We start from the raw sequence: 13,991 nt of genomic DNA, 5'->3' as shown, positions 1-13,991 counted from the left end.
CCTGGTCACCCTAGATCCGCCTGGGGGTCGCCGGGCCGGACCGCGGTCGCCGATCGTGGGAATGATTGTCGGCAGGCCGACGTTGTGCGGCCGACGGGGCCCGGCGCTGGGGTCTCCGGCGGCCTCAGGCGCCCTGGGCCCGCCCCCAAGGAAAGGACTCCCGAGATGGCCAAGAAGAACGACCTGCGCCCGCTGGTGAAGCTGCGCTCCACCGCCGGCACCGGATTCACCTACGTCACCCGCAAGTCGCGGCGGAACACGCCGGACCGGCTGGTGCTGAAGAAGTACGACCCGATGGCCCGCAAGCATGTGGAGTTCCGCGAGGCGCGCTGACCTCTCAGGCGTACTTCTCGACCAGCGGGATCACGTCGGCGATGGAGTCCAGCACCCGGCTGGGCCGGAACGGGAACCGTGCGATGTCCTCGCGCTGGGTGATGCCGGAGAGCACCAGGATGGTCCGCATCCCGCCCTCGAGGCCGGAGATCACGTCGGTGTCCATCCGGTCGCCGATCATCACGGTGTTCTCGGAGTGCGCGCCGATCCGGTTCAGGCCCGACCGCATCATGTACGGATTGGGCTTGCCGCAGTAGTACGGCTCGATCCCGGTCGCCCGGGTGATCAGGGCGGCGACCGCGCCGGTGGCGGGGGTGATCCCCTCCGGTGAGGGGCCGGTCGGGTCCGGGTTGGTGGCGATGAACTTGGCGCCGCCGAGGATCAGGTTGATCGCGTGGGTGATCGCGGGCAGCGACCAGGCACGGGTCTCACCGAGCACCACGTATTCGGCCTCGGTGTCGGAGAGGATCATCCCCGACTCGTGCAGGGCCGTTGTCAGGCCGGCCTCGCCGAGCACGTAGACCGTCGCACCCGGCGACTGGTCGGCCAGGAACGCCGCGGTCGACAGCGCCGAGGTCCAGATGTTCTCCTCGGGCAGGTCGATGCCGCTGCGGGCGAGCCGGGCCCGCAGGTCGCGCGGAGTGAAGATCGAGTTGTTCGTCAGGACGAGGTAGCGCCGCTCGGTGCGCTCGAGCGCCTCGATGAACTCGGCGGCCCCCGGGATCGGCCGGTTCTCATGGACCAGCACCCCGTCCATGTCGGTGAGCCAGCTGTGGACGGGTGTGTCGTCGTGCATCGGGGGCCTTCCTCGGGGCAGCTGCGGATGTCGCTCCGCAGTATTCCAGCCGCCACCCGGGCGCCTTCGGAGGGGGCGGGTCAGGGGAGGCCTGGGTGGGCGTTCCCGGATGTGCACCGGAGGCATATTGTAGAAGTATCAACTATCAGTGAAGTGTCAACTTCTTGCTGCGGGTCCCACAAGGACCTCGGGAGGTGCACGGTGAAGCTCGCCGAACAACTCGTCGCCCAGCTCCAACAGGCCGGCGTCCGACGGATCTACGGGATCGTCGGAGACTCGCTCAACCCCATCGTCGACGCCGTCCGCCGCTCCGGCGGCTCGGCGGCCGGCGGTATCGACTGGATCCACGTCCGGCACGAGGAGGCGGCCGCGTTCGCCGCCGCCGCGGACGCCCAACTCACCGGCGAGCTGGCGGTCTGCGCCGGCTCCTGCGGGCCGGGCAATCTGCACCTGATCAACGGCCTCTACGATGCGAACCGCTCCGGCGCCCCCGTCCTCGCCATCGCCTCCCACATCCCCAGCCAGCAGATCGGCACCGGCTACTTCCAGGAGACCCACCCGGACCGGCTGTTCAATGAGTGCTCGGTCTTCAACGAGCTGGTCACCGACCCGACGGTCTTCCCGCGGCTGGTGGACTCCGCGATGCACCACGCGATCGCCGAGCGCGGTGTCGCCGTCCTCAGCATCCCCGGCGACGTCGCAGACCGGGAGGCGACGGTGCCGACCCCGGCCTGGCACGACGTCCGCAAGGCCAGCCTGACCCCCGACCCGGCCGCGGTGCGGGAACTGGCGGACCTGATCAACGCCGCCGACACGGTGGCCGTCTTCGCCGGCGCCGGCGTCGAGGGCGCGCACGACGAGGTGATCGAACTCGCCGAGAAGATCGCCGCCCCGATCGGCCACTCGCTGCGCGGCAAGGACTTCATCCAGTACGACAACCCGTACGACGTCGGGATGACCGGCCTGCTCGGTTACGGCGCGGCGGCCGCAGGCATGGCGGGCGCCGACCTGCTCCTGCTGCTCGGCACCGACTTCCCGTACGACCAGTTCCTGCCCGGCACCCGGACGGCCCAGATCGACCGCAACGCGGCCACCATGGGCCGGCGGACGGGCGTGGACCTGGCCGTGCAGGGCGACATGGTGCCGACCCTGCGGGCACTCCTGCCGCTGGTCGAGCGGAAGACCCGGCGGGCGTTCCTCGCCGAGATGCTGAAGAAGCACGAGAAGTTGATGACCTCCACGGTCGGGGCGTACGCGCACAAGCCGGCCCGCAAGCGCCCGATCCACCCGGAGTACGTCGCGAACCTGCTCGACGAGGTCGCCGCCGAGGACGCGATCTTCACCGCCGACACCGGCATGTGCAACGTGTGGACCGCCCGCTACATCAACCCGAACGGCCGCCGCCGGCTGATCGGCTCCTTCCTGCACGGGTCGATGGCGAACGCACTGCCGCACGCGATCGGGGCGCAGTTCGCCTACCCGGATCGGCAGGTGATCTCGGTGTCCGGCGACGGTGGCCTGGGCATGTTGCTCGGTGAGCTGGTGACCGCGCAGATGTACCAGCTGCCGATCACCGTGGTGGTGTTCAACAACTCCACCCTCGGCATGGTCAAGCTGGAGATGCTGGTCAACGGCCTGCCCGGGCACGGCACCGACGTGCCGCCGGTCAGCTACGCGCAGGTCGCGAAGGCGATCGGGTACCACGCCGACACCGTGACCGAACCGACGCAGATCGAGCCGGCGCTGACCGCCGCCCTGGCCCACCGCGGCCCGTCCCTGGTCGAGGTGATCACCGATCCGGACGCGCTGTCGCTGCCGCCGGCGGTGACCGGCGAGCAGCTGATCGGCTTCGCCACCGCGATGAGCAAGACGGTCCTCAACGGCGGGGCCGGTGAGGTGGTGTCGATGGCCCGCTCGAACCTGCGCAACATCCCGCGCACCTGGAAGCTGTAGCGCCGGCGGGTGCGGGTGCTCGCCGGTCTCAGGCCTGGGCAAGCACCCAGCCGGCGGCCTCCTCCGGGGTCGCCACCTGATCGATGCCCTCCGGCGCGGGCGGCCGCCGGACGATCACCACGGCGATGCCGAGGTCGGCGGCGGCCTGCAGCTTGGCCTCGGTGAGGGAACCACCGGAGTTCTTCGTGGTCAGCACGTCGATCCGCCGGTCCCGCATCAGGGCGGTCTCGGCGGCCAGATCGTACGGCCCGCGGTCGACCAGCACCTCCCACCCGGTAGGCACCCACCAATCCGCGGGCTCGACCAGCCGGACCAGGACGTAGCGGTCGGTCCAGCCGGCGTACGCACGCAGCGACTTGCGGCCGGTGGTGACGAACACCCGCTCGCCGAGCCGTTCGGCCGCCGCGACGGCCTCCGCGGTGGTGTCCACCCAATGCCAGCCGTCGGCCTCGGGGCGGGTCTCCCAGCCGGGCCGCTGCAGGTGCAGCAGCGGGATCCCGGTGTCGTGGTGGGCCGCGGCGGCGTTGGCGCTGATCCGGGAGGCGAACGGGTGGGTGGCGTCGACGACGACGGTGATCCCGTGGTCGCGTTCGTACGCCACCAGGCCCTCGATGCCGCCGAAGCCGCCGATCCGGACCTCGCCGGCCGGCAGCGCCGGGGTCGTCACCCGCCCGGCGAGGGAGGAGATGACGTCGAGGCCGTGGCCGACCAGCAGGATCGCCAGGGCGCGGGCCTCCCGGGTGCCGCCGAGGATCAGCACGGTCATCGGACCAGGCCCTGCATCGCGAGATCGGTGGTCGCCGGCAGTCGGCCGCCGGCGACGGCGCCGATCACGGTGACCGCGGGGGAGCCGATCCCGGCGGCCTCGACGGCGTCCGGCAGCCCGCCGAGGGGGGAGCGGACGATCCGCTGGCCGGCCAGCCCGGCGTCGGCGATGGTCGCCGCCGGCAGCGCCGGGTCCAGGCCGTCGGCGACCAGCCGGGCGCAGATACGCCGCAGGGTGTGCACCCCCATCAGGATCACCAGGGTGGTGCCGGTGCGGGCCAGCGCCGACCAGTCGACGGTGGACCGGGGGTCGCCCGGCGCGACATGGCCGGACACCACGGTGAAGCCCTGGGTGAGCCCGCGGTGGGTGACCGGGATGCCGGCGAGCTCCGGCGCGGCGATCGAGGACGTCACCCCGGGGATGATGGTCACCGGGATGCCGGCTTCGGTGAGGGCGACCACCTCCTCCCCGCCGCGGCCGAAGACGTACGGGTCGCCGCCCTTGAACCGGACGACGTGCCGGCCGGGGCGGGCCCGGTCGATCAGCAGGGCGTTGATCCTCTCCTGGGAGGTCTGTTCGCCGCGCGGGATCTTCGCCACGTCGATCACCTCGGCGTGGGCAGGGATCTCGGCCAGGCACTCCTGCGGGACGAGCCGATCGGTCACCACGACATCCGCTTCGCGCAGCGCCCGCAGCCCGGCGACGGTGATCAGCCCGGGATCGCCCGGCCCGCCGCCGACCAGGGTGACCCGGCCGACGCCGGAACCGGTGGCCACGGCGTCGGCCGGGTCGGGGTCGGGCGCCGCCGGCGCCGGGCGGGGTGCGATGACCAGGTCGTACGATCCCTGCGGGTCGGGGTCGTGGCTGATCAGGCCGCGGTGCACCAGGTCCTTCAGCGAGGTGGACAGCTCCTCGACGGCGACGGTGACCCGGGCGCCGTCGCGGATCAGGGCGGCGATGTGCGCGGGCATGGTGGCATCCAGCCCGGTGATCAGCACCTGGCGGCCGGTGACCTCGATCTCAAACACGGGCGGCCTCCACGAGCGCGTCGGTGACGTCGGGCGGCCGGACGGCCACCCGGACCCAGCCGGGACCGAGGCCGGGGAAGGTGTCGCCGCGGCGGACCGCGAACCCGCGCTCCCGCAGCCGGGCGCGGGTCGCCGGGTCGTGGGTGTCGGCCAGCACGAACGGGCCGGCCGCCGGGGTGACGACGTCCCAGCCCAGGCCGGTCAGCGCCTCGACGAGGTGGTCCCGGTCGCGAGTGGTGCCGATCACCGCGAGCTGGGACTCGACCCTGGCCCGGTCGGAGGTGGCGGCGATCATCGCGGCGAGCGCCGGGGCGGAGACCGACCACGGCGGCTGCTGGGCCGCCAGTCGGGCAATCAACCGCGGATCACCGACGACACAGCCGGCGCGCAGCCCGGCCAGGCCCCAGGTCTTGGTGAGCGAGCGCACCACCAGCAGGTCGGCCATCTCGGCGGCGATCTGGCTCTCGTGCTCGCCGGGGACGGCATCCATGAACGCCTCGTCGATCACCACGATCCGTCTCGGCCCGGCCAGGCCGCGCAGTGCCTCCCCGTCGTGCAGCACGCTGGTGGGGTTGGTCGGGTTGCCGATCAGCAGCAGGTCGGTGTCGGGCAACGCCGCAGGGTCGAGGGTGAACGGCGGGGCCAGGACGTGCCGGTGCGGCGTACGCCCCGCGGCGAGCAGAGCCGCCTCCGGCTCGGTGAACTGCGGGTGCACGACGACCGGCCGATCGCCGGGGACGGCCCGGGCGATCAGGGTGAACGCCTCGGCCCCGCCCGCGGTCGGCAGCACCATGTCCGGGCTGACCCCGTGGTAGGCCGCCAGCGCCTGCCGGGCCGCCGTCGGATCCGGATAGGCACCCAGCCCGGGGAGGGTTGCGGCGATCTGGGCCAGCATCCAGTCCGGCGGGCCGGGCAGCCGGACGTTGACCGCCAGGTCGACCAGCCCGTCACCCACCTCGGTGTCGCCGTGGTGGCGGAGATCCGGCCGGGAGGCCGTGTACGCGTGGACGGCGTCGCAGAACTCCTGGGCCAGCTCCGGGGCGCCCGCCCAGTGCACGTGCAGGTAGGAGGCGTGTACGTTGCCGGGCATCGGCGGGTCGGGCGGATCGGTGGTGGTCCGGTGGAATTCGTGGCCGTGGGTCCCGTCGGCGTCGCGGTAGCCGAGTACCAGCTTCGGGCCCATCGCCGCGGTCGCGTCGACCGCGCCGACCATCGGATGGCCGTCGACCTCGCGGCACAGGTAGAGCAGGCCGGCGCACTCGCCGACGGTGGGGGTGCCGGCGGCGATCGCCTCCCGGATCGAGGCGATCATCGACGCGTTGCCGGACAGTCCCTCGGCGTGCACCTCGGGGAAGCCGCCGCCCAGGTAGATCCCGGCGGTGTCGGGCGGCAGGGCGGGATCGTTGAGCGGGTCGAACTCGACCGGTTCGCACCCGGCCGCCGCCATCAGCTCGGTCGTCTCGGCGTACCGGAAGGTGAAGGCGCGGCCGCCGGCGATGGCGATCCGGGGCCGGGCCGGGGAGCGGTCAGGGCCGGCGACGGGCTCGGCTGCGGGATCGGCGGCTGCGGGTGGGTGCACCTCGGCGGTGGGGTCCCAGGGGCGTACGGACAGCCGGGGCGCGGTCATCGCGATCCGCACCACCCGGGCCAGGTCGATCTCGTCGGCGATCCGCCGGGCGAGGACGTCGAGGGCCGCCAGCGCCTCGTCCCGCTCGGCGGCGGGCACCAGGCCGAGGTGGCGGGAGGGCACGTGGATCGCCTCGTCGCGCGGCAGTACGCCGAGGACCGGGATGCCCAGCCGGCGCAGGGCGCGCTTCACCTCGTCGGCGTGGCGGGGGGAGCCGGCCTTGTTGAGGATGATGCCTTCGACCTTCACCCCCTCCTCGAACGCGGCCAGCCCGCCGACCGTCGCGGCGATCGTCCGGGAGGCGTGGGAGACATCGACGGTGAGGATGACCGGGGACTCGGTGAGCTCCACGACGTGGGCGGTGGAGGCGAAGCCCTCGGTCTCCGCCTTGCCGTCGAACAGCCCCATCACGCCCTCGATGACGGCGATCCGGGCGGTGCCGGCGCCGTGCAGCAGCAGCGGGGCGATCCGCTCCTCGCCCTGCAGCCAGGGGTCGAGGTTGCGGCCGGGGCGGCCGGTGGCGAGCTGGTGGTAGCCGGGGTCGATGTAGTCCGGGCCGACCTTGAAGCCGGCCACATCGAGGCCGTACGGTGCGCGGGACAGGGCCGCCATCAGCCCGGTCGCGACGGTCGTCTTGCCCTGGCCGGACGCCGGGGCGCCGATCACCACCCGGGCCAGGGGAGTGGCCGGGATGCCGTCGGCCACCATGCGCTGCTCACTCACCACTCTATGCCCTTCTGGCCCTTCTGGCCGGTGTCGAAGGGGTGCTTGATCTTGGTCATCTCGGTGACCAGGTCGGCGACCTCGAGCACCTCGGGGGCGCAGTCACGGCCGGTGATCACCACGTGCTGGGTGCCGGGCCGGTCGCGCAGCGTCGCCGCGACGTCGGCCGGGTCGATCCAGCCCCAGCTCATCGGGTAGGTGAACTCGTCGAGCACGTAGAGGGTGTGCCGCTCGGCGGCGAGGCGCCGCTTGATCTCGGCCCAACCCTCCTGGGCGGCCAGTGCGTGGTCCTCGTCGGAGCCCTCCTTGCGCGACCAGGACCAGCCCGAGCCCATCTTGTGCCACTCGATCGGGCCGCCCTGCCCGGTGTCGGTGTGCACCGTGGCGAGTGTCTCGAGGGCGGTCTGCTCGCCGATCCGCCACTTCGCGGACTTCACGAACTGGAAGACGCCGATGTCCCAGCCCTGGGTCCAGCCGCGCAGGGCCAGCCCGAACGCCGCGGTGGACTTGCCCTTGCCGGCGCCGGTGTGCACGATCACCAACGGCCGATGGCGGCGCTGCCGGGTGGTCAGCCCGTCGTCGGGCACGGTCAGTGGCTTGCCCTGCATGTCAGGCGGCCTTTCGTCGGTGGTCGGGGTCGGTGAGGCGATCTTGGACGGTGGTCACGATGGTACGACCGGCCGCCGACACCGTGTCACGGCCGACCTCGCCCAGCTCGACCAGGTCGGCGCCCATCGTGGCGGCGAGCCGGCCGGCGAGGCCCAGCCGGAACCGGCCGGTCTCGCAGTCGATCACCACGGCGTCGTACTCGGCCAGGTACGCGGCGACCCGGTCGGCGCGGGGCAGGGCGTCGGGACCGGAGGTGGCCCGGCCGTCGGTGAGGATGACCAGCAGTGGCCGGCGGCGCGGGTCGCGGATCCGCTCGCGCCGGAGCACCTCGGCGGCGGTCGCCAGTCCCTCGGCCAGCGGCGTACGGCCGCCGGCGGGCAACTCGGCCAGCCGCCGGGCGGCCGCGTCGACCGAGGAGGTCGGCGGCAGCGCCAGTGTCGCGTCGCTGCCCCGGAAGGTGATCAGACCGACCTTGTCGCGGCGTTGGTAGGCGTCCAGCAGCAGGCTGAGGACGGCGGTCTTGACCGCCTCCATCCGCCGTCTGGCCGCCATCGAGCCGGAGGCGTCGACCACCAGCAGCACCAGGTTGGACTCACGGCCCTCGGTGACAGTCCGGCGCAGGTCGCCGGCGGTCAGCCGGAGCTTCCCGCTCGCTCGGCCGCGGGTCGCCTGGTGCGGCGCGGCGGCGCGGATCGTGGCGGGCAGGTGCAGCGTACGGCCCTCGACGCCGGCACCGACCGTGCGCCCCTGACCGGTCCGGGCGCGGGACCGGCGGCCGGCCTCGCCGGAGCCGATCCCGTGGGCCTCCAACCGACGGGTGCGGTAGGGCCGTCCGGCGGCGGCGAGCAGCATCCGTGGGGCGGCGCCGGCGGGGTCGTCCTGTGGGCCGTCCTCGGGCGCGGGGTCCGGATCGGTGGCGTCGGTGGCGTCCCGGTCGGCCGCGGGGGGCGTCGGAGCGGCCTGCCCCTGCCCGGACGGCTCCTGGTCGGCGGATGAGTCGTCGGGACGGTCCGGGTCGGGACGGTCCGGGTCGGGATCGGCCGGGTCGGGATCGTCCGGGTCGGGATCGGCCGGGTCGGGATCGTCCGGGTCGTCCGGCTCGAGGTCGTCGAGCAGGCGGTCCAGCAGGTCCTCGTCCAGCCCAGGGGCGTCGAACGGGTTGCGGCGCCGACGGTGTGGCAGGGCCAGCCGGGCGGCGGCCCGCAGGTCCTCCTTGGTGACCCGGTCGCGGCCGTTCCAGGCGGCGTGGGCGGCCGCGGCACGGGCGGTGACGATGTCGGCGCGCATCCCGTCGACCTCGAAGGCGGCACAGATCTCGGCGATCTTCAGCAGCGCCCGGTCGCCGAGGGTGACAGTGTCGAGCAGGTCCCGGGCGGCGGCCAGCCGGGTCCGGGTGGCCTCCTGTTCGGTGTCATACGCCGCGGCGAAGGCGTCCGGATCCTGGTCGTACGCCAGCCGGCGGCGGACCACCTCGGCGCGCAGTCGCGGGTCGCGCGGTGCGGCGACCTCGACGGTCAGCCCGAAGCGGTCCAGCAACTGGGGCCGCAGCTCGCCCTCCTCGGGGTTCATCGTGCCGACCAGGACGATCCTGGCGGCATGGGAGATCGAGACACCGTCGCGTTCGACGGTGTTGCGGCCCATTGCGGCCGCGTCGAGGAGCAGGTCGACCAGGTGGTCGTGCAGCAGGTTGACCTCGTCGACGTAGAGCAGACCGCGGTTTGCCTCGGCGAGCAGGCCCGGTTCGTAGCGGACCCGGCCGGCGCCGAGGGCCTGTTCGAGGTCGAGGGAGCCGATGACCCGGTCCTCGGTGGCGCCGACCGGCAGCTCGACGAGCCGGGCGGGGCGGGTGCCGGTCGGCTCGGCAGGGTCGTGCGGACCGTCCGGGCAGCGCGGATCCGGGGCGGCCGGGTCGCAGCCGAAGCGGCAGCCGTCGATGACCTGTTGGGCCGGCAGTAGTTCGGCCAGCGCCCGGACGGTGGTCGACTTGGCGGTGCCCTTCTCGCCGCGGACCAGGACACCGCCGATCGCTGGGGACACTGTGGTCAGGACCAGTGCCAGGCGCATGTCGTCGGAGCCGACGACGGCCGAGAACGGAAAGGTGCGCATGGAGCCTCCCTGCGGGTACCTCGCCCGCGTGTCGTGGGACGGGCGTACGCGGGGGCGTACGTCCCGGCGCCCGGCGATGCCCTGACTCGGCCCGTCGGCGACGGGTCTCACAGTGGCGGGACCGTTCCGGATTCTCACCGGATTCCACGCCGGGTGCGGGGCCGATCCTAGCCGTGGTCGGGCAGGGGGACCGAGTACGCGTCGGTGGCGGCATGGAAGAATCGTTGAGGTGTTCGATAAATGTCAGAGGGTGCTTCTAGCGTGGGAGGTGTCCGGAGGGTCGGAGCGGTCCGGCCGGTCGACTGGGTCCGGACGACACGGTGTGAGGGGGAACGATGACGGCGACGATGTCGGTGCCTGCTCCGGCGTGGGCGGAGGCGCCCGCGTGGGTGGCGGCGGAGGGGCCGGGCGGTGATCCGCCCTGGCCCGAGGATCTGTTCGGCGCCCCGCCGGGGCCGCAGCGGGTGGAGGAGGTGGGCCTGCCCGACCTGCGGCAGTGGGCCCGCTGGCTGGGCGATCCCGAGGTGTTCGATGCCGTGGACGGCGCGGCCGACGACGTCTCGGCCCGGTGTATCGAGCTGATCACCGCCCTGGAGCGGCTCAAGGCCGCCGCGGCGGCCGCGCAGGCCCGGGTGACGGAACGGTTCGACCGGCTGCAACGTCAGCAACAGCGGGACGCCGGGGTGCCGGCGGACCGGCTCGGTGAGGGCGTGGCCGCGCAGGTGGCGCTCGCCCGCCACGAGTCCCCGGTCAAGGGCGGCCGATTCCTCGGCACTGCGCAGGCCTGGGTCCGGGAGATGCCACACACCCTCGAGGCACTGGCCGAGGGCCGGCTCAACGAGTGGCGGGCCACCCTGGCGGTGCGCGAGACGGCCTGTTTGGCGGTCGAGGACCGCGGAGCGGTGGACGAGGAGTTCGGCGAGATGCTGCGGTCCCGGTCCACGATGGGCGATCGAGCGGTCACCGCCGCGCTGCGCCGGATGGTGTACGAGCGGGATGCCGAGGCCTACCTCCGGCGGATCGAGGCGGCGGCGAAGGGCCGACGGGTGACCTGCCGTCCCGCTCCCGACGGGATGACGTACGTGACCGCGCTGCTGCCGCTGCAGCAGGGGGTCGCAGTGTTTGCCGCGTTGACCCAGGCCGCTGACACCGCCCGGGCCGACGGTGACGAGCGGGGACGCGGGCAGCTGATGGCCGACACCCTGGTGGAACGGGTCACCGGGCGCCCGGCGGAGCGGCCCTGCGATATCCACCTCGACGTGCTGATCACCGATCGTTCGTTGTTCGCGGAGGACGACGGGGCGGCGGAGGTCGGCGGCGTCGGGCCGGTACCCGCCGGCTGGGTGCGCCGGATGCTCGGCGGCATCGACGATCCGGAGACCCGGGTGCAGGTGCGTCGGCTGTTCCGCGGGCCGACCGGGCTGGTGGCGACGAAGACCGCCGGACGGTTCTTCACCCGGGGGATGCAGCACCTGATCCGCGCCCGCGACCAACACTGCCGGACACCCTGGTGCGACGCCCCGATCCGGCACGCCGACCATGTGGTCGGCCACGCGGAGGGCGGTCCGACGGATCTGGACAACGGTCAGGGTCTGTGCGAGCGGTGCAATCACACCAAGCAGGTCGCCGGCTGGTCGGCGAGCGTCGAGCCGGGGCCCGACCATGTGGTCCGACTGATGACGCCGACAGGTCACACGTATGTCTCGCGTCCGCCGCGCGGTCCGGGGGAAGGGGGACGCCGTTAGGGTGTAGCCCGTGATCGAGGTCGTGGGTGTGAGGGCGGACGGGCCGGACGAGGCGGCCCGGCGGCTGCTGGCGGATGCCGAGGTGGTGCTCGGCGGTGAGCGTCACCTCGCCATGGCGCGCGCCCTCGGGGTCGAGGCGGAGCTGATCCCGTGGCCGTCGCCGATGCGTCCCGCGCTGCCCGGCCTGATAGCGTCGGTCGCCGACCGCCGGGTGGTGGTGCTCGCCTCCGGCGACCCGATGGTCTCTGGCATCGGCTCCACCCTGGTCCGGCTGCTCGGCCCGGCGGCCGTCCGGATCCGGCCGGCGGCTTCGTCGGTGGCGCTGGCCCGTGCCGAGATGCGCTGGCCGGAGGAGACCTGCGACTTCGTCAGCCTGGTCGGTCGTGACCTCGACCGGCTGCGCCGGCACCTGGCCCCGGGCAACCGGGTGATCGCCCTGTCCGGCGGTGCCGGGACCCCGGCTGCGATCGCCGACCTGTTGCGGTCGGAGGGCTTCGGCCCGACCCGGATGACGGTGCTGTCCGACCTCGGCTCGGCAGACCAGGCACGGTTCGACGGCGTCGCGGAGGACTGGCCGTACGCCGCGGTCCCGCCGCTCAATGTGCTGTGCCTGGAGGTCGCCGTGACGGCGGGGGCGCGGCCGGTCGGGTTGTCGCTGGCGCCCGGTCTGCCCGACGAGGACTTCGAGCACGACGGGCAATTGTCCAAGCGGGACGTCCGGGCTTCGGCGCTGGCGCACCTGCGGCCCTGCCCGGGTGACCTTCTCTGGGACGTCGGCGCCGGTGCCGGCTCGATCGGCATCGAATGGTCCCGGCTCGACCGGCGCAACCGGGCGATCGCCGTCGAGCGCGATGCCGAGCGAGCCGACCGGATCCGGCGCAACGCGGCTCGGCTGGGCGTTCCCGAACTGCGGGTGGTGCAGGCCGATGCGACCATCGGGTTGGCCGACCTGCCCACCCCCGACGCGGTGTTCGTCGGCGGTGGCGCCAACGCCGAGGTGATCGAGGCCTGCTGGGCGGCCCTGCCGGTGGCGGGCCGGATCGTGGTCCACACCGTCACCCTGGAGACCGAACGTGCCGTCATCGACGCCTGGCAGCGTCATGGCGGCGAACTCACCCGGCTGTCGGTCGAGGTGACCCAGCCGATCGGCCGGTTCACCGGCTGGAAACCGGCCCGCCCGGTGGTCCAGTGGGCCGCCGCCAAGCGCCTGCCGATCGTCGAGGAGACCGCGTGACCGTCCACTTCATCGGCGCCGGCCCCGGCGCCGCCGACCTGTTGACTTTCCGTGGCGCCGCCCTGATGGCGGCCTCCCCGGTCTGTCTCTATGCCGGCACCTATGTCACCGAAGAGCTGCTGGCCCACTGCCCGGACGACGTCGAGCTGGTCGACACCGCCGCGGTCAACCTCGACGAGCAGGTCGCGGTCATGAAGCGGGCCACCGCGGAAGGCCGCGACGTCGCCCGGCTGTGTTCCGGTGATCCCTCGATCTACTCCGCGCTCGCCGAGCAGACCCGCCGGCTCGATGCCGAGGGGGTCGCCTGGGACGTCACCCCCGGCGTCCCCGCGTACGCCGCTGCAGCCGCTCTCGTCGGCAAGGAACTCTCCGTGCCCGAGGTCGCCCAGACCGTCATCCTGACCCGCGCCCAGCGTGCCTCGACGACGATCCCGCCGGAGGAATCCCTGGCGGAGCTGGCCAGGACCCATGCCACCCTGGTGCTGCACCTGGCGATCCGGTTCGTCCGCGAGCTGCAGCAGACGCTGATCCCCGAGTACGGCGCGGACTGCCCGGTGGTCGTCGTCTCCCGCGCCGAACAGCCCGACGAACTCATCCTCCGCGGCACTCTCGCAGACTTCGCCGACACCGTCGAGGCCCACGGCCTGCGACAGGCGGCGATCATCATCGTGGGCTGGGCCCTGGCCGCCGAGGACTTCCCTGATTCCCACCTCTACCGCACCCGACATCCCCGCTGATCGACCCGAGGGGACCCCACCTCTGGCGGCGATCGGACCGTGTAAAGTGACGATCGCTGGTTCGGACGTCGGAGTGATCCGTCGTCCGTCGCAAGAGGGAACCCGGTGCGAGTCCGGGACTGTCCCGCAGCGGTGAGAGGGAACGACACCACCACCACGCGTCGGAGAGCGGCGTACGGAAGCACTGGACGACTGGGTCTGGGAAGCGGTGGTCGAGGAACCCGGCAGGAGCGTGCTCCGACCGGAAGGCCCCCAAGTCCGAAGACCTGCCAGCCCGACCGCACCGCGGGGTGCAGTCGGGAGATGTCTCGGGGATCGGGTCGCCTGTCGCTGA

At 73.1% G+C, this 13,991-nt stretch carries 11 protein-coding genes and 2 riboswitches; of the genes, 5 read left to right on the top strand and 6 right to left on the bottom strand.

All coding sequences use genetic code 11. From position 1 onward, the window contains the following. Positions 1-165 precede the first annotated feature (165 nt). Positions 166-333, top strand: a complete 168-nt coding sequence (gene rpmG, locus R0145_RS16735) for a 50S ribosomal protein L33 (protein WP_317838087.1) — start codon at positions 166-168, stop codon at positions 331-333. 4 nt (positions 334-337) lie between these two features. Here the strand turns inward: rpmG and R0145_RS16730 are convergent, their stop codons facing one another. Beyond that, positions 338-1,129: an HAD-IIA family hydrolase gene (locus R0145_RS16730; RefSeq protein WP_317838086.1), complete on the bottom strand. Its 792-nt coding sequence runs from the start codon at positions 1,127-1,129 to the stop codon at positions 338-340. A 201-nt stretch (positions 1,130-1,330) separates the two neighbouring features. Here R0145_RS16730 and R0145_RS16725 point away from each other — a divergent pair, with 201 nt between their 5' ends. Beyond that, on the top strand, positions 1,331-3,082 hold the full coding sequence (locus R0145_RS16725) for a pyruvate dehydrogenase (RefSeq protein ID WP_317838085.1): 1,752 nt from the start codon (positions 1,331-1,333) through the stop codon (positions 3,080-3,082). A gap of 28 nt (positions 3,083-3,110) precedes the next feature. Here R0145_RS16725 and R0145_RS16720 read toward each other — a convergent pair whose 3' ends face one another. Genes R0145_RS16720 through R0145_RS16700 form a run of 5 tightly spaced genes read right to left on the bottom strand, consistent with a single transcriptional unit; the run spans position 3,111 to position 9,941 of the window. Then, on the bottom strand, positions 3,111-3,848 hold the full coding sequence (locus tag R0145_RS16720) for a cobalt-precorrin-6A reductase (RefSeq protein ID WP_317838084.1): 738 nt from the start codon (positions 3,846-3,848) through the stop codon (positions 3,111-3,113). Continuing rightward, positions 3,845-4,876 carry a uroporphyrinogen-III C-methyltransferase gene (cobA, locus tag R0145_RS16715; RefSeq protein ID WP_411742058.1) on the bottom strand — a complete coding sequence of 344 codons (1,032 nt, stop codon included), beginning with the start codon at positions 4,874-4,876 and terminating at the stop codon, positions 3,845-3,847. Before cobA ends, R0145_RS16720 begins: the two co-directional genes overlap by 4 nt. Next, positions 4,869-7,211, bottom strand: coding sequence for a cobyrinate a,c-diamide synthase (locus R0145_RS16710; RefSeq protein ID WP_317840263.1), 2,343 nt, complete (start codon positions 7,209-7,211; stop codon positions 4,869-4,871). Before R0145_RS16710 ends, cobA begins: the two co-directional genes overlap by 8 nt. Before the next feature lie 11 nt (positions 7,212-7,222). Further along, complete coding sequence (gene cobO / locus R0145_RS16705; RefSeq protein ID WP_317838083.1) at positions 7,223-7,834, bottom strand: cob(I)yrinic acid a,c-diamide adenosyltransferase; 612 nt, start codon at positions 7,832-7,834, stop codon at positions 7,223-7,225. 1 nt (position 7,835) lies between these two features. Further along, positions 7,836-9,941, bottom strand: coding sequence for a putative cobaltochelatase (locus tag R0145_RS16700; RefSeq protein ID WP_317838082.1), 2,106 nt, complete (start codon positions 9,939-9,941; stop codon positions 7,836-7,838). A 66-nt stretch (positions 9,942-10,007) separates the two neighbouring features. Next, positions 10,008-10,098: riboswitch (adenosylcobalamin (AdoCbl) riboswitch) on the bottom strand. 178 nt (positions 10,099-10,276) lie between these two features. Between R0145_RS16700 and R0145_RS16695 the strand changes: the two genes are divergently transcribed. From R0145_RS16695 to cobM, 3 genes are read left to right on the top strand one after another with little or no spacing between them, the layout of a single operon-like run. Then, a complete protein-coding gene (locus R0145_RS16695; protein ID WP_317838081.1) occupies positions 10,277-11,686 on the top strand; it encodes an HNH endonuclease in 1,410 nt (469 codons plus the stop codon). 10 nt (positions 11,687-11,696) lie between these two features. Further along, positions 11,697-12,920, top strand: coding sequence for a precorrin-6y C5,15-methyltransferase (decarboxylating) subunit CbiE (cbiE, locus tag R0145_RS16690; RefSeq protein WP_317838080.1), 1,224 nt, complete (start codon positions 11,697-11,699; stop codon positions 12,918-12,920). After that, the gene (gene cobM, locus R0145_RS16685) at positions 12,917-13,657 is read left to right on the top strand and encodes a precorrin-4 C(11)-methyltransferase (protein ID WP_317838079.1); all 741 of its coding nucleotides are present in this window, start codon (positions 12,917-12,919) and stop codon (positions 13,655-13,657) included. Before cbiE ends, cobM begins: the two co-directional genes overlap by 4 nt. 40 nt (positions 13,658-13,697) lie before the next feature. Continuing rightward, positions 13,698-13,946, top strand: a riboswitch (cobalamin riboswitch). Positions 13,947-13,991 lie beyond the last annotated feature (45 nt).

The organism is Raineyella sp. W15-4 (assembly GCF_033170155.1).
Taxonomy (GTDB): Bacteria; Actinomycetota; Actinomycetes; order Propionibacteriales; family Propionibacteriaceae; genus Raineyella.
Note: the sequence above shows the minus strand (reverse complement) of the source record. Positions and strands in the feature narration are given on the sequence as shown.